Below are 16940 nucleotides of genomic sequence, written 5' to 3'. Positions count from 1 at the left end.
AGGGTCGGGGCGGAGCCGTGCCCGCGTGCGGGAACGCGCGCGCCCGGGCTCCGTCGTCACGGGGCCCGGGCGCGGGGGTTCGGCTTCCCGGGGGCGCTACACGGCCGACTCCGGGGCGATGCGGCTGCGGACCGCGGACTGTACGTCCTCCTCCTCCGCCGGGTCCGACGCCAGGCGGCGCAGGCGCGGGGCGACCCGGGCGTCGGCGGTCTCGGCGTGGCGGGCGGCCACCTCGCGGGTGGTCTCCTCGCAGTCCCAGAGGCATTCGACGGCGAAGCCGGCCGCGAAGGACGGGTCGGTGCTGGCGAGGGCCCGCGCGGCCCGGCCGCGCAGGTGGGACGAGGACGTCTCGCGGTAGACGTGGCGCAGTACGGGCGCCGCGCAGCCGATGGCGAGCCGGCCGGCCCCGTCGACGAGGGCGAACAGCCGCTGGGTGTCCGGGCCCGAGCCGCGGACGGTGGAGCGCAGGGCGCTCAGGACCAGGGGTGCGTCCTCGGCCCCGCCCCGCGTGGCCAGGACGGCCGCGGCGGCCTCGCCGAGGGCGTCGGGCCGGTGGACCCAGCGCCGGGCCCGCTCGACGGCTTCCGGGCCGCACATGCGCTCGTACGCGGCCACGGCGGGCTCGTCGGCGGCGGCTTCGATGAGGTCCAGTACAGCCGGGTTGTCCGGCTCGGCGAGGACCAGGTGGTGCAGGGCGGTGGCCCGGGCGGCCTCCCCGTCGGCGCCGGCGGCGGCCGCGAGGATGGCGGAGCGGTCCTCGGGCTGGGCCACGGCGGCCAGGCAGCGGGCGGCGGGCACGTGCAGCGGGGTGCCGCGGCGCAAGCCGTCGGCGGCCCAGTCGAACACGGCCTGGACGCCCCAGCCGGGCTGTGGGCCGCTCGGGGTCAGCTGGCGCTGCCAGCGGTCGAAGGAGCCCTGCCGGCGGGCGGCGCTCAAGCGCTCCCCGTACAGCGGGGAGTCCTCCCACAGGCACCAGGGCCGGGGCTCGTAGGCGTCGCGGACGGCGGCGGCCAGCCGCGCCTCACCCTCCGCGGTGGCGGGGAAGCGGGCGAGGACGGGTGCGGCCAGTGACCGCAGTCCCTCGTCGTCGTCGCGCAGGGCGAGTTCGTCGAGGGCCCAGGCCCAGTTGGCTCCGGACGCGGCGTAGCGGCGCAGCAGCATGAGTGCGTCGTCGCGTCCGTACGAGGCCAGGTGGCCCAGGACGGACAGGGCGAGGCCCGTGCGGTGGTCCGTGTCGTCGACGAGGTCGTCGGCGCTGAAGAGGTGGCTCTCGATCTCGCCGAGGGGGCCGTCGAGGTCGAGGTAGAGCCTGGCGTAGTACAGCGAGCGGTTCTCGACCTGCCAGTCCTGGCGCGGATCACGGAGCACGCACTGGTTGAGGGCCGCGAGGGCCTCCGCCCTGGGCGCCGCGAGTGCGTGCAGCGTGCCGTCGCCACGGCCCCGCTGGAGGAGGCCGAGCAGGGTACCGCTCGGCGCTATGACTGGTTCGAACATGGGAATGGCCTCAAATCAAGCTGGGGACGCAACCGGGAATCGGGATTCACAGGGCCGCGTAACAGCATGTGAGGACGTCCGCCGTCTTGTTCCGCTCGATGTAGACCATTGCCTTCTCACTCTCGTCGGTGGTTCGTGACCAGGGGTGGCCGGACCGGGGCGGGACACTCTGCGTGTCCTGCCCGTCTGCCCGTCCCCCGTGCTCGCGAATCGAATCCGACGCCATGATGACCCAGCCGGTTTGTGCGCCGCGACCACATTTACGGCTGCCGTGACCAAGCTGTGAGCTCTGCGCCGGTTGTGGCCCGGCAAAAAGCGGACTACTCGGCTCCGAAGAGTTCCAGCAGGTCGGCCTTGGCGAACATGCGCGCCGTGTCCACCGCGGAGGGTGTTCCGGCGGTCGGGTCGGCCCCTCCCGCGAGCAGGGCGCGGATGACCGCGCCCTCGCCCTTGAAGACCGCTCCGGCGAGCGGGGTCTGGCCGCGGTCGTTGGCGCGGTCGGCCTCGGCGCCGCGGGCCAGCAGCGCCGTGACGGTGTCGGCGTGGCCGTGGTAGGCGGCGAGCATGACCAGGGTGTCGCCGCGGTCGTTGGTGAGGTTCGCCGGGACCCCGGCGTCGAGGTACGCGGCGAGCTGCGCGCTCTCACCCTGGCGGGCGAGGTCGAAGATCTTGGTCGCCAGTTCGATGACGTCCTCGTCGGGACCTTCCGGGGAGGCGCCTTCGGTGTGCTCGCTCATCGTGCGTACCGCCTTTCACTCGCTGCTGGCATGAAGCTTCCCCGGGGCCGTGCGGGGCAGGGGTGCACGGCATTGCGGCCGTACGGGTGAATCGCCAGAGTAGCGCCCTGGCCTGCGCATGTCCGGGTCGGCCCGAGGCAGGGATCAGCCCGGACCCCCTCCCCGGCGGGCGCGCCACTCGGGCTGAGCCGGTCAAGTGAAAAACCCACTGATTCACCCGTATGCACCTTTTTTCGCATTGATACTTCCTGTGAGCCTGGAACAACTGATGGTGACTGTCCCCACCAACCAGGAGAACTCCTCATGGTCCTGTCCATCTCAGGCGTGGTCCTGCTCGGCATCATCTGCTTCCTGTTCTTCAAGAAGGACGGGATGAAGCTGAGCCACGCGTTCGTCTGCTCGCTCTTCGGCTTCTTCCTCGCCGGCTCCGCCATCGCCCCGAGCATCACGGCGAGCACCGCGAGCCTCGCGAGCCTGCTCGGCGGGATCAAGCTCTAGCGGCCCCCGAGCAGTAACCCCAGCCCCACCCGGAACAACGCTCACGACCACAACTCCAGGAGACGCCCGTGGCCCGGCGCCCACTTCCCCGCATCCTCAGCAGCGGCACCGCGTCGCTGGCCCGGGGCCGCGACTTCGCTCGCACGGCCGCCGACAGCGCCACGGACGTCCTCCATCCGCTCCTCGTCATCGGACGCGGCCTGCGCATCCTGGCCGCGTCCGGGCGGCGCAAATGGTCCGAGACCCCCAAGGACAAGCGCGGTCCCGCCCTGTTCCTGGGCGCCGCCTGCGCCCTCGTGGTCGCACTCGTCCCCTACGGCCCGCTGCTCGCCCTGATCACCCTCATGGCGGCCGCGGCCTGGCACGGGCGCGACCGCACCCCCGCGAAGACCGGGCCCAGCGCCACCGAGAGCGAACGGCTCGGCTCCCTCTACGAAGCCCTCGTCCCGTACTTCTCCATCCCGGACGACCCCAGTCCGCTCTTCGCCCACGGCGGGGAGTGGGACAAGGCCTTCAGCGGCTACGAGTTCGACGAGGCGGGCCGGATCACCCGGCTCCACATCCGCTACCCGGCCTACTTCACCGACGGCGAGGCCGCCTCGCGGGCCCGGATCGAAGCACTGCTGCACGCCAAGTCCGGACGCGGACGGGAGTACCTCTTCGACTGGGACGAGGAGGGCAACCGGCTCGACCTCAGCGTGCTGCCGGCACTGCCGACGGGCATCGCCGCCCAGCCGTTCGTCACCTCCCCGGGCGAGAGCGTGCTCGGCTTCACCGACTCCGGCACCGTGCAGCGCACCCTGCCCGTCCTGGAGGGCGGCCGGCCCCGTGACGTCCCGCCGGTCGTCTGGCGCACCGGCCCCCGCTCCACCGAACCCCACCTGCTCGCCGTCGGCCAGCCCGGCAGCGGCACCTCCACCCTGCTCCGTTCCCTCGCCCTGCAGGCCCTGCGGCACGGCGGCGACGTCCTGATCGTCGACGGCGGCGGCAGCGGCGAGTACGCCTGCCTCACCGGCCGCACCGGCGTCCTCGCCGTGGAGTGCGGGCCGGTCGGCGCGGTCGCCACGCTGGAGTGGGCCGCGCAGGAGACCGAACGCCGGCTCATCGCCACCCACCGGGCCCGCGAGGCCGGCCGGCCCGCGCCGGAGGACACCCGGCGCCCGCTGTGGATCCTGCTGGACCAGCCGAGCGTGCTGGCCCACCTCGCGGTCGCCGAGGGCGGACCCGATCCGATGAACCACCTGCAGGTGCCGCTGCGGCACGGCCGGCCGGCGCACGTCACGGTGGCCGTGGCCGAGCAGTTCGACCACCTGGAGGTCCTGCACGACGCCGTGTGGCAGCACACCCGTGCGCGGATCGTGCTCGGGCCGGCCGCGATCCAGCAGATCACCGACGTGCTGGGGCTTCCGCCGCACACCACGCCCACGGCGCAGGTGCCGCCGGGGCGCGGGTACGCCCGGCTGGGCACCGGGCCGGTGCACCGGCTCCAGGTGCCGGCCACCCCGGACCCCTACGACGAGGGCACGCATCCGGCGCACCGGCAGGCCGTGCTCGATCTCCTGCCGGAACGGCAGCAGGGGCCCGCGCCGGGGGCGGCACTGGCCAAGGCGTTCCAGGGGCAGCCGCCGGCCCGGGCGGTGGCGGCGGCTGCGGAGGCGCCGGAGTAGCCCGTGCCCTCCCGGGCGGGGGCGGGGCGGGACCTTGGCCCTGGGCCGGGCGGGGCGGTGCCGGGCCGGGCCGTGCCGTGCCGTGCCAGGCGGGGCGGTGCCGTGCCGTGCGGGGCGGTGGGGCCGGAGTCCTGGAGCGGGGACGGCGCGGTGGCCCCCGTGCCAGGGCGGGGTGCCGTCCGTCCCGCCTGTGTCCCGCCCGCGTTACGCGACGAACGTGCGGGGTGGTTCCGTGCCGCTGTCGCCCGCGCCCGTGGCGACCAGGCGGGCGGCCGCCGCCAAGCGGGTGGCGGCCTCTTCGGCCACCGGGCCGCCCACCGTGAACGGCAGCCGGACGTAGCCCTCGAAGGCTCCGTCCACGCCGAACCTGGGACCCGAGGGGACCCGTACGCCGACCCGTTCGCCCACCTCGGCCAGGCGGGAGCCGGACAGGCCGCCCGCGCGGGCCCACAGGGTCAGGCCGCCGGCCGGGACCTCGAACTCCCAGCCCGGGAGCTCCCGCCGGACCGCCGCGACCAGCGCGTCACGGTTCTCCCGGGCCTGCTGCCGGCGCAGCTCCACCGCTTCCTGCCAGCCGCCCGTCCGCATCAGCCAGTTCACCGCGAGCTGCTCCAGCACCGGCGTGCCCAGGTCGGCGTAGGCGCGGGCCGCCACCAGGCTGCGGATCACGTCGGGAGCCGCGCGGACCCAGCCGATCCGCATGCCCGCCCAGAAGGCCTTGCTGGCGGAGCCCACGGTGATCACCGTGCTGCCGGCCGGGTCGAAGGAGCAGACCGGGCGGGGCATCCGCAGGTCCGGCTCCAGCTGGAGTTCCTGCATGGTCTCGTCGGCGACGAGGACCGTGCCCGCGGAGCGGGCCGCCTCGACCATGGCGCGGCGCTGTTCCTCGGATGCGAGGGCCCCGGTGGGGTTGTGGAAGTCGGCGACGACGTAGGCGAGGCGCGGGGCGGAGTCGCGCAGGACCTGCCGCCAGACGTCCATGTCCCAGCCCGTCAGCCCGTCGCCCATGGCGACCGGTACGAGGCGGACGCCCGCGGCGCGCATCAGCTGGAGGATGTTGGCGTAGGAGGGGGACTCGACGGCGATCCGCTCGCCGCGGCCGGCGAAGAGGCTGCAGATGGCGTCGATGGCGCCCATCGCCCCGGTGGTCACCATGATCTGCTCCGGCATGGTGGGGATGCCCTGCTCGGTGTAGCGGTCGGCGAGCATCCGGCGCAGCGCCGGCAGGCCCGCCGGGTAGTCCCCGTGCGTGTGCGCGTACGGCGGCAGTTCCTCCAGGGCGCCCTGGACGGCCCGGGTCAGCCACGGTTCGGGGGCGGGGAGAGCGGCGCAGCCGAGGTCGATCATCGAGCCGAGGGACTCGGGCGGCAGCGGCTCCAGGCCCCGGGCGGGCAGCGGGTTCCCGGCCGGTACGGAGGTCCAGCTGCCGGCGCCCCGGCGGGACTCCAGGAAGCCCTCGCCGCGCAGGGCCTCGTAGGCGGCGGCGACGGTGGTGCGGCTCAGCGACAGGGCGACGGCGAGCTCGCGCTCGGCGGGCAGCCGGGCGGCGACCGGGACGCGGCCCTCCAGGACCAGCAGCCGGATGCCGTCGGCGAGGGTGCGGTAGGCGGGCGGCTTGCGGGCGCCCGGTACGGCGGTCCGCTCCTGCTGCGAGGTGATGAGACGGGCCAGCTGCGCGGCACCGACCGCTGAGGTCCATTCGGCCATGGCGTGCGGTCCACTTTCGTCCGATTGGCCTCGGAGAAGGCCTGGATTGGATTGCTGTCCGGGGCACAGCGTGCCACGAGTCAGTCCACTTGCACCAGGCCGTGGGCGGCCTCCCGTATCCCGTTCACCTCGCGTACCACCGGTCCCGGCCGCCACGGGGGATACTGCCGCCGTGACGCACGTACGCCTTCGCCATCCGTATCTGGACCACCCGGCTCCGATTCCCTTCGCGCACCGGGGAGGTGCCGCGGACGGGCTGGAGAACACCGCCGCGGCCTTCCGCCGCGCCGCCGGGGCCGGCTACCGGTACTTCGAGACCGATGTGCACGCCACGGCCGACGGAAAACTCGTCGCCTTCCACGACTCCACGCTGGACCGGGTCACCGACGGCCGGGGCCGGATCGCCGAGCTGCCGTGGAAGCAGGTCCGCGAGGCCCGGGTCGGGGGCACCGAGCCCCTGCCGCTCTTCGAGGAGCTGCTGGAGGAGTTCCCCGACGCCCGCTGGAACATTGACATCAAGGCGGAGTCGGCGCTGCACCCGCTGGTGAACCTGATCGCGCGGGCCGGGATCTGGGACCGGGTCTGCGTGGGCTCCTTCTCGGAGAGCCGGGTGGCGCGCGCCCAGCGGATCGCCGGGCCCCGGCTGGCGACCTCGTACGGCGTGCGCGGGGTGGTCGGGCTGCGGCTGCGCTCGTACGCGATCCCGGCGGCGCTGCGCGTCGGGGCGGTGGCCGCCCAGGTTCCGGAGACGCAGGCGGGCATCCGGGTGGTCGACCGGCGCTTCGTACGGACCGCGCACGCGCGGGGCCTGCAGGTCCACGTGTGGACCGTGAACGAACCGGAACGTATGGAGGCTCTCCTCGACCTGGGTGTCGATGGCATCATGACCGACCACATCGACTTGTTGCGCACGGTGCTGGACCGGCGCGGCGCCTGGGCCTGACCCGCTCCCGGCCGCCGCGACGGATGCGGCGGCCGGTGCGGTACGGGACCACCGAGGGGGACGACGCGTGAGCGCGGACAAGAGCAGCAGGACCGAGGAAGCGGAACCGGGGGCGGAGGAGGACAGAGCCGCCGCGGCGTCCCGGAAGCGCGAGCAGCGCGGCTGGTACTTCTACGACTTCGCCGTGTCGGTGTATTCGGCGAGCGTGCTGACGGTGTTCCTCGGGCCGTACCTCACGTCGGTGGCCAAGGCCGCCGCGGACGCCGAGGGCTTCGTGCACCCGCTGGGCATACCGGTGCGGGCCGGGTCCTTCTTCGCCTATTCGGTCTCGGCCTCCGTGATCCTGGCCGTGCTGCTCATGCCGCTCGCGGGCGCGGTGGCGGACCGGACGGGCCGCAAGAAGCCGCTGCTGGCGGTGGCCGCGTACACCGGGGCCGCGGCGACGACCGCGATGTTCTTCCTGGGCGGCGAGCGGTACCTGCTGGGCGGGTTCCTGCTGATCGTGGCGAACGCCTCGCTGTCGGTGTCGATGGTGCTCTACAACGCCTACCTGCCCCAGATCTCCACCCCGGACGAGCGCGACACCGTGTCCTCGCGCGGCTGGGCCTTCGGCTACACCGCCGGGTCGGTGATGCTCGTCATGAACCTGGCCCTCTACCTGGGCCACGACGCCTTCGGCGTCTCGGAGGGCATGGCCGTCCGGATCTGCCTGGCCTCCGCGGGTCTGTGGTGGGGCGCTTTCGCGCTGATCCCGCTGCGGCGGCTGCGGGACCGGGCCGCGGTCCGGGAGCCGGGGGCGGCGCCGGCCGTCAGCGGCTGGAAGCAGCTGGTCGCCACCTTCAAGGACATGCGGCGCTACCCGCTGACCCTGTCGTTCCTGCTGGCGTACCTGATCTACAACGACGGCGTGCAGACGGTGATCTCGCAGGCCTCCATCTACGGCTCGGAGGAGCTGCAGCTGGAGCAGTCCACCCTCATCGGGGCGGTGCTGCTGGTGCAGGTCCTGGCGGTCGGCGGGGCGCTGGGCATGGGCCGGCTGGCCCGGATCTACGGCGCCAAGCGGACGATCCTGGGCTCGCTGGCCGCCTGGGCGGTGACCCTGGGGGTCGGCTACTTCCTGCCCGCGCGGACGCCGGTGTGGTTCTTCGCCCTCGCCGCCATGATCGGCCTGGTGCTGGGCGGCAGCCAGGCGCTGTCGCGCTCGCTCTTCTCCCACCTGGTGCCGGCGGGCAAGGAGGCCGAGTACTTCTCGGCGTACGAGATGAGCGACCGCGGCCTGAGCTGGGTGGGTCCGCTCGTCTTCGGCCTGACGTACCAGGTGACGGGCAGCTACCGGGACGCGATCATCTCGCTGGTGGCCTTCTTCGCACTGGGGTTCCTGCTGCTCGCGCGAGTGCCGGTGCGGCGCGCGGTGGAGGCGGCGGGCAATCCTGTACCGGAGCGGCTCTGAGACCGGGTCCGCGCCCGCGCCCGGTCCGGATCCACGAACGAATTCCGAACGGATTTAGACGTTGCGGCGAAGGGCCGGTAGTGTACGCCTTTGGCCTGCCAGGCGGACCGTTACTGCGCGCTAAAGAAATCTAGACGTTGGGTGACATCTGCTGCCAGATGTGACAAAACGGGCACTGGTGGGTACAACAAGGGGCGGTACGACGGGCGACGCACGACCCGGAGCGGGAATCTATACCGCCGACCGGACGTTGACCGGATGACGACGACAGCGACACCTGTCCTGTGGGCGACAAGCCCGGGAGGCACGATTCATGAGTGAGCGAGCTCTCCGCGGTACGCGCCTCGTGGTTACCAGCTACGAGACGGACCGCGGCATCGATCTGGCCCCGCGCCAGGCGGTGGAGTACGCATGCCAGAACGGACATCGATTTGAGATGCCGTTCTCGGTTGAGGCAGAGATTCCGCCGGAGTGGGAGTGCAAGGCGTGCGGCGCCATGGCACTCCTGGTGGACGGGGACGGGCCCGAAGAGAAGAAGGGCAAGCCTGCGCGAACGCACTGGGACATGCTCATGGAGCGACGCACTCGCGAGGAGCTGGAGGAAGTGCTGGCCGAACGGCTGGCGGTCCTGCGCTCCGGCGCCATGAACATTGCCGTGCATCCGCGGGACAGCCGCAAGTCCGCCTGACAGCCGGACGAACGCACAAGCCGAGGGGCCCCGCCACACACTGTGTGCGGCGGGGCCCCTCGGCGTTCCCGTGCCCTACGGCGTGAGCGGCGGGCGGTACGTGGTGTCCGGGCCGGCCTGCGGGCCCGGGCGGTCCTCGCGGACGACCTCACCCTGGACGATCTTGCCGTCGGGGTAGTGGATGCGCGCCTGCTGGAAGGCGTCGCCGAAGCTGCCGGCGGGGGCCGCGGCCATCTTCCGCTCCAGGGACCGGGTGGCCCTGCGGCCGATCCGGGCCCGCACGGGCGGGAGCAGCAGGAGCAGGCCCGCCGCGTCGGAGAGCAGGCCCGGCAGCATGAGGAGCAGGCCCGCCAGCATGGTGAGGCCGTTGCCCCGGCCGGGCTGCTGCGGGGTGGGCTGCACGCCCTGCTGCGCCTGCTGGAAAGTGTCCGTCAGGTTCTTGAAGGCCCGGCGCCCGGCGCGCTTGATGACCACCCCGCCCAGGACCAGTCCGCCGGCGATCAGCGCGGCCACGGCGAGCCCACCGGCCACGTCGGCGACCAGGCCGAGCAGCCAGATCTCCAGGATCAGCCAGGCGGCGATGGCCAGGGGGAGGAAGGTTCGGGCGGGCGAGCGCCGACGGGGGGCCGTCGGGGTGCCCGTTCGCAGGGATCCAGTGCCGGTCGTCATAGCACCCAGTGTGCCTGGGGCCGGATAAAAGTGTCCTCAGCCGGAGGTACGGGACACCCCCTAAGGGGTGCCCTGCCGGCCAGGACGGATCAGGCGCCGCCGTCCCGCTTGCCGGTGTCCTTGCCGAGCAGCTTGGCGGCCTGGGCCTTGAGGCCCCACTGGGTGACCCGCCACAGGGCCTCCACGACGATGTCCTTGCTCATCTTGCTGTCGCCGAACTCACGCTCGACGAACGTGATGGGGACCTCCACCACGCGGAATCCCTTCTGCACGGCCCTGCGGGCCAGGTCCACCTGGAAGCAGTAGCCCGCGGAGGCCACCTCCTCCAGGCCCAGACCCTCCAGCGTCTCCCGCCGGAAGGCCCGGTAGCCGCCGGTCACGTCCCGGATCGGGACGTCCAGCATCAGCCGGGAGTACGTCGAGCCGCCGCGCGAGAGGAACTCGCGGGACTTGGGCCAGTTGACGACGCGGCCGCCCGGCACCCAGCGCGAGCCCAGGACCAGGTCGGCACCGGCCAGCGCGGTCAGCAGGCGGGGCAGCTCCTCGGGCTGGTGGGAGCCGTCGGCGTCCATCTCGACGATCACGCCGTAACCCTCGTCCAGACCCCAGACGAAGCCCGCGAGGTAGGCGGCGCCCAGCCCCTCCTTGCCCTTGCGGTGCAGGACGTGCACGTGGTCGTCGCCGGCCGCGAGCTCGTCGGCGAGCTTGCCGGTGCCGTCGGGGCTGTTGTCGTCGGCGACCAGGATGTGGGCCTCGGGGACCGCCGCCCGGACGCGGCCGACGATCAGCCCGATGTTCTCCGCCTCGTTGTAGGTCGGAATGATCACCAAGGCTGTACCGAGCGGGCCGTAGGTCCGCTGTCCGCCGTCGCTCACTGATTCCCCTTTTGTGCGCTTGCACGTCCTGTACGTCTGGTCGCAGAGGATGACTTTAGAACATCGGCCGCGGCCCGCCCCGGCGGTGCGGGCGCCGGCGGCCTCCCCGGGGCGCCGGGTCGGGTGGTCGGGGCCCGCGGTCCTTCGGGCCGATCAGACTCCCGCTGGCTGCGGGCCGCCGTGACCGTTGTCTACTGGACCGCCGGACCCCGACCCGGGGCCACCCGCCGCCCGGCGAAACCTTCCCTCGCCCCCGAGGCGCGGGCGCGCTGAGCAGACGGATCCGTCCGGCACGACGTCCTGTGGTGGACCCGGCCGAACCTATCCGGGTCCGGCCGCCCGCACCGAACCGAGGCCGACCGGATCACCCCTGTGGGCGTACGAATACCTCCCGCCCGCCCACGACGGTGGCCAGGCACACCGGCAGGTCGGATCCGGGGGTCAGATCGGGCAGGCCGGGGGTGCCCGAGCGGGGGTCGGTGGACCAGCGGGCCACCCGGTCGTCCGGGGCCTGGACGACCAGTTCGCCGGTCTGCCAGACCGCGTAGTCGGCCGGGGCGCCGGGCACCAGGACCCCCGCGTCGTCGCGGCCCAGCGCCCGCCAGCCGCCCCGGGTGTGCGCGGTGAAGGCGGCCCGTACCGAGACCCGGTGCTCGGGCGTCCGGTGGAAGGCGGCCGCGCGCACGGTGCCCCACGGGTCGAGCGGGGTCACCGGCGCGTCCGAGCCGAAGGCCAGCGGCACCCCCGCCTTCAGCATGGCCGCATACGGGTTGAGGGTGCGGGCCCGGTCGGCCCCGAGCCGGTCCGCGTACATGCCGTCCTCGCCGCCCCACGCCGCGTCGAAGGCGGGCTGCACCGACGCGGTCAGCCCCAGCTCCGCGAAGGCCGCGATGGTGGCCGGGGTCATCATCTCGGCGTGCTCGACCCGGTGCCGGGCCGCACGGACCCGGGCCAGGCCCACCTTCTCGGCCGCCGCCCGGACACCCTCGACCACCGCGGTGATCGCCGCGTCGCCGATGGCGTGGAAGCCGGCCTGCAGTCCCTCCTCCGTACAGGCCGCGACGTGCTCGGCGACGGCGACCGCGTCCAGGTACTCCGTCCCCGTGTGCGAGGCGTCGGCGTACGGAGCGTGCAGGCAGGCGGTGTGCGAACCCAGGGCGCCGTCCACGAAGAGGTCGCCCGCCGCCCCCACGGCCCCCAGCTCCCTGGCCAGACCCAGGTCCCGGTCGGCCCAGTACCCGAACACGCGCGGCCCGGGCCGCTCCGCCGCCAGCGCGAGCAGAGCGGTGAAGTCCTCGGCGGAAGAGATGTCGGGCCCGCCGCACTCGTGCAGGGAACCGATGCCGAGCGACGCCGCCCGGTCCAGCGCGGCCCGCTGCGCCTCGGCGCGCTGGGCCGGGGTGACGGCGGCGAGCGCGGCCCGCCGTACGGCGTGGTGGTCGCCGGCGGTCAGCGGCAGGTCCCCCTCGGGGCGCACCCCGGGCACCAGGTCGAGCAGGGCCGTGGTGACCACGGCCGAGTGCACGTCGATGCGGCTCAGATAGAGAGGACGGCCGCCGGCGGCCTCGTCGAGCTCGGCCCGGCGCGGCGCGCGGCGCTCGGGCCAGCGGGCGGCGTCCCAGCCGTGCCCGAGGAGCACCCGGTCGGCGGGGCGGCTCGCGGCGTACGCGCGGACGAGGTCCAGCGCGGCGGCCAGCGACCGCGCTCCCGTGAGGTCCAGCCCGGTCAGGGCCAGACCCGCGGAGGTCGTGTGGACGTGCGCGTCGGTGAAGGCGGGGGTCACGAGCGCGCCGCCGAGATCGACGACCTCGTCGACACCCTGGGCGAACGCGTCGGCCGCGCCCTCGGAACCGACCCAGGCGATATGGCCGCGTTCGACGACCATCGCCGTGGCGAAGGGGTCGGCGGGGCTGTGTACCTCGCCCCCGCGGAGGAGGACGGTCCTGGTCGGCGCCCCGGCGGCGTCGGCGGAGTGGGCGGTGCGGTCAGTCATGCCGACCAGTGTCCCGCGTCGCCCCGCCCCTTCCGACCGCCGGGTCCCCCTGCACGACCGTCCCCGGTGTCACACGCGGGGCGGGCGTGCCTCGTAGGGGGTGGAGAGGACCACGGTCGTACGCGTCGCGACGTGGGCGAGGGCGCGCAGCCGCCCCAGGAGGTCCTCCAGCTCCAGCGGGGTGGCGACGCGCACCTTGAGGATGTAGTTCTCGTCGCCCGCGACGCTGTGGCAGGCCTCGATCTCGGGTACGCCGGAGAGCCGGTCGGCGATGTCGTCCGGGGCGCTCGGGTCGAAGGGCTTGACCGAAATGAAGGCGGTCAACGGCAGGCCGACGGCCTCCGGGTCGACCACGGCCGCGTAGCCGCGGATCACCCCGCGCTGCTCCAGACGGCGTACCCGCTGATGGACCGCCGACGTGGACAGTCCCGTGGCCTTGCCCAGATCCGTGTAGCTCATCCGCCCGTCCCGCACGAGCAGATCCACGATCTGGCGGTCCAGCTCCTCCATTGCACTCATAGCCGCTCAACTTACGGCCAAAGGCACTCCAGGCCCAGTGCTGTCCGCCCACTGGAGGCATCTGCGCCGGGCATGTGACCAAGGCCACACGGGTATGCCGCGGGAGGCCGGTCCGTTGTGGTTACTCGTGACGCGCGGCGGGAAGTGGTTGCTGTGGCCGAGGCCGAAGAACCTGCCCGCCCGGCCCACCCAAGGGGGAGTACATCCATGCCGAACACCCAGCGCGCCGGCCGCACCGAACCGGAGCCTCTCGAACCGCTCGACTCCGGGGACGACGCCTACCCCGAGGACGGCGAATACCTCGACGACACCGACGGGTTCGGGATCCACCACGCCGTCTGCCCCGACTGCGGCCAGTCCATCGCCCTCCTCGCGGACGAGGAGTACCTGCCGCAGCACGCGCTCTGCCTGACCCCGTGGAACCCCTTCGGGCTCACGGTGTGCGCCGGCACCGGCCGGCCCGCCGCCGACGCCCTGCCCAGCCTCGGCATGAACCAGCCGGTGCAGGCGCCGGAGGCCGACTCCTTCACCCTTCCGGCCCTGCCCCAGGGCCTGGACTGGCGGACGCAGCCGTTCTCGCACGTCGGCGGCCCCGGCTCGCGCCCGATCCGCGTCGTCCGCCCGGTGCTGCCGCAGCCGCCGGCACAGACGCGCCAGCAGCACGCCCAGGCGGCCTGAGGGCCGCCTGGGCCGGAGGCGCCGCCCCCGCCTCTTTTCCCCCGCCTCTTTTCCCCTCCCCGCTCCTTTCCCCTCCCCCGCTCCTCTACCAGTACGTCCCCTGCACCATGGCGGCCAGGCTGGCGTGGTGCAGGATCAGGCCGTCCGGGTCCGCCGGGACCTCGACCTCGCCGAAGTGGGCCTGCCGGTAGGCGATGCGCAGCATCACGATCGCGTGCCGCAGGGCGGCGTACAGGGTGTGGAACTCCATGTCGCGCGGCGTGTGGCCGGTCAGTTCGGCGTAGCGGCGCTCCAGGTCCGCACGGCGCAGGAAGTCCGGCAGGCCGGGCTGGCCGAAGCTCACGGTGAGGTCCTGGAAGAACCGGTGGAGGTACACGGTCCAGCCGAGGTCCACCTCGCGCGGGGCGTACGCCGCCATCTCCCAGTCCAGGACGGCCACCGGCGTGAAGCCGTCGTAGACGACGTTGCCGATGCGGGCGTCACCCCAGTTCAGGACGGCGGGGCCCTCGTCGGCCGGCCACAGCTCCTCGAGCCGGGCGAAGGCCCGCTCGATCAGCGGGGAGGGCGCGAGCCCGCCCACCACCCAGGAGTAGTAGGCGCGTTGGGCGTCCACGTGCCGACGCAGGGGGGTGCCGTCGCCCTCGGGCAGGAGGAACTCGGCCTTCTCCGCGGGGAACTGGTCGTGCAGGCGGGCCAGCAGCGAGACGGTGGCTTCCTGGAGCGCTCCGCGCTCGGCATCCGTCGCCGCGTGCAGCCAGTTGCCCTCGTAGGTGTAGGGCATGACGTCGGGCGGGACCCGGCCCTCCGCGCGGGCCATCACGAAGAACGGCGCCCCCAGCGGCCCGGCGTCCTCCTCCAGCCACTGCACGCGCGGCACGGGCAGGTCGGTGTGCTCGGCGACCAGGCTCATCACCCGGTGCTGGCGCGGCATGTCGTACGTCGGAAAGACGGTGTAGGCCGCCGGGTCGGCGGCGAGGCGCAGCGCGCAGGCCCGCAGCGGGGTGTCGGGGTGCTCTATGTCGAAGAGCAGGGTCTCGCTGGACATCCCGTTCGAGCCGGGGACGGAGATGTTGGTGACCTTCGCCCCGGGGAGCCTGCCGTCGAGCCAGGCGCCGAGGCGGCGGCCGAGCTCCTCGGGTTCGCGGGTGGAGGTGCGCGGACGTGGTGCGGTGGCCATGGGTACCCCTCTTCTCCTGTTCTCCTGCGCGGGCCCGGACCCGGACCTGATCCGGATCTGGACTGATCTGACCTGGCCCGGGCCTGACCTGGGCCTGACCCGGGCCTGACCTGGGCCTGACCCGGGCCTGACCTGGGCCTGGCCTGACCTGGGCCTGGATGTGCGGGCTTACGGGGCGACGGAGGAGTAGTCGGCGAAGCCGCTCGGGTCGTGGCGACCGAAGCTGCCGTGCTCGAAGATGCCGTGACCGGTCTGCCCGTCGAAGGTGAAGCGGGCCGAGTGGTCGGTGACCCCGAAGGCGGCCATGGGATGGGCGGCGGGGTGGGAGAGGTCGTAGACGCGGCGGTCGCTCCAGCCGCGGCCCTGCCAGGTGCCGTGCTGCCAGTCGCTCGCGGGCGGGTAGCCGGCGCCGACGGCGAGCGGCGAGGAGTTCAGTATCTCCACGCCCAGTTCCAGGGACTTCCGGGACGGGTCGGTGAGGTGGACGGTGGCGCTCTCGGGGTGGCGGGTGCCGGGACGGTAGCGGATCTCGGTGTGCGGCCAGCCGAGCTGGACGTCCGCGCGGCCGCTGCCCTCGGGGAAGACCTGCACGGCCTCGTTCAGGGTGCGGTGGCCGTCGGCGTCCTCCTGGGCGATGACCATGACGAAACGGTCCGCGAACCGCACCGGGATCCAGAGCCAGTGGAAGCCGTCGGGGCGGTACTCCTCGGCAGCCCGGCCGCCCTCCTCGCCGGGGATCGGGCGCACGCCCCAACTCCGGTCGCGCGTACCGGTCCACTCCCCCGCCGTGAGGGTGAACTCCTCCCCCTTGGCGCGCATCGTTCCCGTCACGTTGCCGGCCTGGACGAAGCGTCGGCCTTCCAGCATGAGCCGGTCGCCGCGCCGCTGGATGTGGTGCGGCTCCCAGACGGCGGGGAACTCCGCGGTCCAGGTGATGTCGCACGAGAGCCCGTGCGGGTCGTCCGCGTCGGGGGCGCAGCGCAGGGTGAGCTGGTGGAGCGGCACGTCGACGGTGATGGCCAGGGGTCCCACCGAGAGGTTCATCCGGTCGTCGGTGAGGGCGTCGGAGGCCCGGACCGCCAGGAGTTCGTCGCCGAGGCGGAGGGTGGCGTAGGCGTCGATGACCCCGGCGTTGGGATAGACGCCGAGGCCGAGGATCAGGACGGCGCGGCCGGCGTGGTCGAAGACGTGGAAGATGCACCGGTCGTAGGCGTTCCGGTCGCCGCTCACGAGGTGCTTCATCGACAAGGGGGCCTGGTGGATGGGGTACTCGTCGAGGGCGACGGGCCGGTCTGCGGGCATGACGGACCTCCGGTGCGGGTGACGTCTGGGGCGGCGCGAGCGGATATGACGGTACGTCAGAAACGCGCCCCGGGACCAGCCTTCTGGCACGCCCTGACAGCGGGGCACGAAGTGGCGGGGGCGGTCGGGGTGGTGGGGCAGGCGGGGGCGGATCGGTGGTGGAAGGCGGGGCGGCGCCGCGGGGGCGGCAGCAAGGCAGACCACGAGCGGGAAGCCCGGCGGCGGGACGGGGTGCGGAAGCGAGGCAGGGCACAAGCAGGAATTGCGCCCGCAGCACGGAGACGACAGCAAGGCAGGGCGGAAGCCTGAGGCGCGGGGCGGCTTCGGGACCGAACCACGGCGGGACAGATTCCCGAGGCGCGACAGCGGTGTAGATGCGGTGGTGTGGCGGGACGGCATCGAGAGGGTATGGGGGTTTCCCGTCAGTCCCATCGTCTCTCCGGTTCGTGCCGGTCCCTCAAGGGCGCTCCTTCGTCGCGTCGCTTCGCGATGGCCTTCGGCCACCCTTGACCGACCGTCCCGCCCCGGAAATCCGAAAGACTG

At 73.4% G+C, this 16940-nt stretch carries 15 protein-coding genes; 6 read left to right on the top strand and 9 right to left on the bottom strand.

Going from position 1 to position 16940, the window contains the following annotated elements; translation table 11 throughout:
* Nucleotides 1–96 precede the first annotated feature (96 nt).
* Nucleotides 97–1494: a hypothetical protein gene (locus IH80_RS0129745; protein WP_030964613.1), complete on the bottom strand. Its 1398-nt coding sequence runs from the start codon at nt 1492–1494 to the stop codon at nt 97–99.
* Between the two features lie 320 nt (nt 1495–1814).
* The gene (locus IH80_RS0129740) at nt 1815–2231 is read right to left on the bottom strand and encodes an ankyrin repeat domain-containing protein (RefSeq protein WP_030964612.1); all 417 of its coding nucleotides are present in this window, start codon (nt 2229–2231) and stop codon (nt 1815–1817) included.
* A gap of 303 nt (nt 2232–2534) precedes the next feature.
* Here IH80_RS0129740 and IH80_RS0129735 point away from each other — a divergent pair, with 303 nt between their 5' ends.
* Complete coding sequence (locus IH80_RS0129735; protein ID WP_030706611.1) at nt 2535–2729, top strand: hypothetical protein; 195 nt, start codon at nt 2535–2537, stop codon at nt 2727–2729.
* Nucleotides 2730–2797: 68 nt separating this feature from the next.
* Nucleotides 2798–4396, top strand: coding sequence for a membrane protein (locus tag IH80_RS0129730; protein ID WP_030964610.1), 1599 nt, complete (start codon nt 2798–2800; stop codon nt 4394–4396).
* A gap of 204 nt (nt 4397–4600) precedes the next feature.
* On the opposite strand, the gene IH80_RS0129725 is transcribed toward IH80_RS0129730, so the two are convergent.
* Nucleotides 4601–6103, bottom strand: coding sequence for a PLP-dependent aminotransferase family protein (locus tag IH80_RS0129725; protein WP_030964608.1), 1503 nt, complete (start codon nt 6101–6103; stop codon nt 4601–4603).
* 172 nt (nt 6104–6275) lie between these two features.
* Between IH80_RS0129725 and IH80_RS0129720 the strand changes: the two genes are divergently transcribed.
* The 3 genes from IH80_RS0129720 (at nt 6276) to IH80_RS0129710 (ending at nt 9184) form a co-directional block, all read left to right on the top strand.
* On the top strand, nt 6276–7046 hold the full coding sequence (locus tag IH80_RS0129720; RefSeq protein ID WP_030964607.1) for a glycerophosphodiester phosphodiesterase family protein: 771 nt from the start codon (nt 6276–6278) through the stop codon (nt 7044–7046).
* 67 nt (nt 7047–7113) lie between these two features.
* Entirely contained in the window at nt 7114–8496 is a 1383-nt protein-coding gene (locus tag IH80_RS0129715; RefSeq protein ID WP_030964606.1) for an MFS transporter, read from the top strand.
* A 313-nt stretch (nt 8497–8809) separates the two neighbouring features.
* Nucleotides 8810–9184, top strand: a complete 375-nt coding sequence (locus tag IH80_RS0129710) for an RNA polymerase-binding protein RbpA (RefSeq protein ID WP_007262928.1) — start codon at nt 8810–8812, stop codon at nt 9182–9184.
* A gap of 75 nt (nt 9185–9259) precedes the next feature.
* Here IH80_RS0129710 and fxsA read toward each other — a convergent pair whose 3' ends face one another.
* The 4 genes from fxsA to IH80_RS0129690 form a co-directional block, all read right to left on the bottom strand.
* Complete coding sequence (gene fxsA, locus IH80_RS0129705; protein WP_030964605.1) at nt 9260–9853, bottom strand: FxsA family membrane protein; 594 nt, start codon at nt 9851–9853, stop codon at nt 9260–9262.
* A gap of 89 nt (nt 9854–9942) precedes the next feature.
* A complete protein-coding gene (locus IH80_RS0129700; protein WP_030964603.1) occupies nt 9943–10728 on the bottom strand; it encodes a polyprenol monophosphomannose synthase in 786 nt (261 codons plus the stop codon).
* A 364-nt stretch (nt 10729–11092) separates the two neighbouring features.
* Nucleotides 11093–12721 carry an amidohydrolase gene (locus tag IH80_RS0129695; protein WP_030964602.1) on the bottom strand — a complete coding sequence of 543 codons (1629 nt, stop codon included), beginning with the start codon at nt 12719–12721 and terminating at the stop codon, nt 11093–11095.
* 69 nt (nt 12722–12790) lie between these two features.
* Nucleotides 12791–13231, bottom strand: coding sequence for an Lrp/AsnC family transcriptional regulator (locus tag IH80_RS0129690; protein ID WP_030663734.1), 441 nt, complete (start codon nt 13229–13231; stop codon nt 12791–12793).
* 216 nt (nt 13232–13447) lie between these two features.
* Here IH80_RS0129690 and IH80_RS0129685 point away from each other — a divergent pair, with 216 nt between their 5' ends.
* A complete protein-coding gene (locus tag IH80_RS0129685; RefSeq protein ID WP_030964601.1) occupies nt 13448–13918 on the top strand; it encodes a hypothetical protein in 471 nt (156 codons plus the stop codon).
* Between the two features lie 85 nt (nt 13919–14003).
* Here the strand turns inward: IH80_RS0129685 and IH80_RS0129680 are convergent, their stop codons facing one another.
* Nucleotides 14004–15095 carry a phosphotransferase family protein gene (locus IH80_RS0129680; RefSeq protein WP_030964599.1) on the bottom strand — a complete coding sequence of 364 codons (1092 nt, stop codon included), beginning with the start codon at nt 15093–15095 and terminating at the stop codon, nt 14004–14006.
* A gap of 168 nt (nt 15096–15263) precedes the next feature.
* Complete coding sequence (locus tag IH80_RS0129670) at nt 15264–16397, bottom strand: hypothetical protein (protein WP_030964598.1); 1134 nt, start codon at nt 16395–16397, stop codon at nt 15264–15266.
* Nucleotides 16398–16940 lie beyond the last annotated feature (543 nt).

Source organism: Streptomyces sp. NRRL S-378, from assembly GCF_000720645.1.
Taxonomy (GTDB): Bacteria; Actinomycetota; Actinomycetes; order Streptomycetales; family Streptomycetaceae; genus Streptomyces.
The sequence above is the reverse complement of the archived record's forward strand: the minus strand, read 5'-3'. Positions and strand labels throughout refer to the sequence as shown.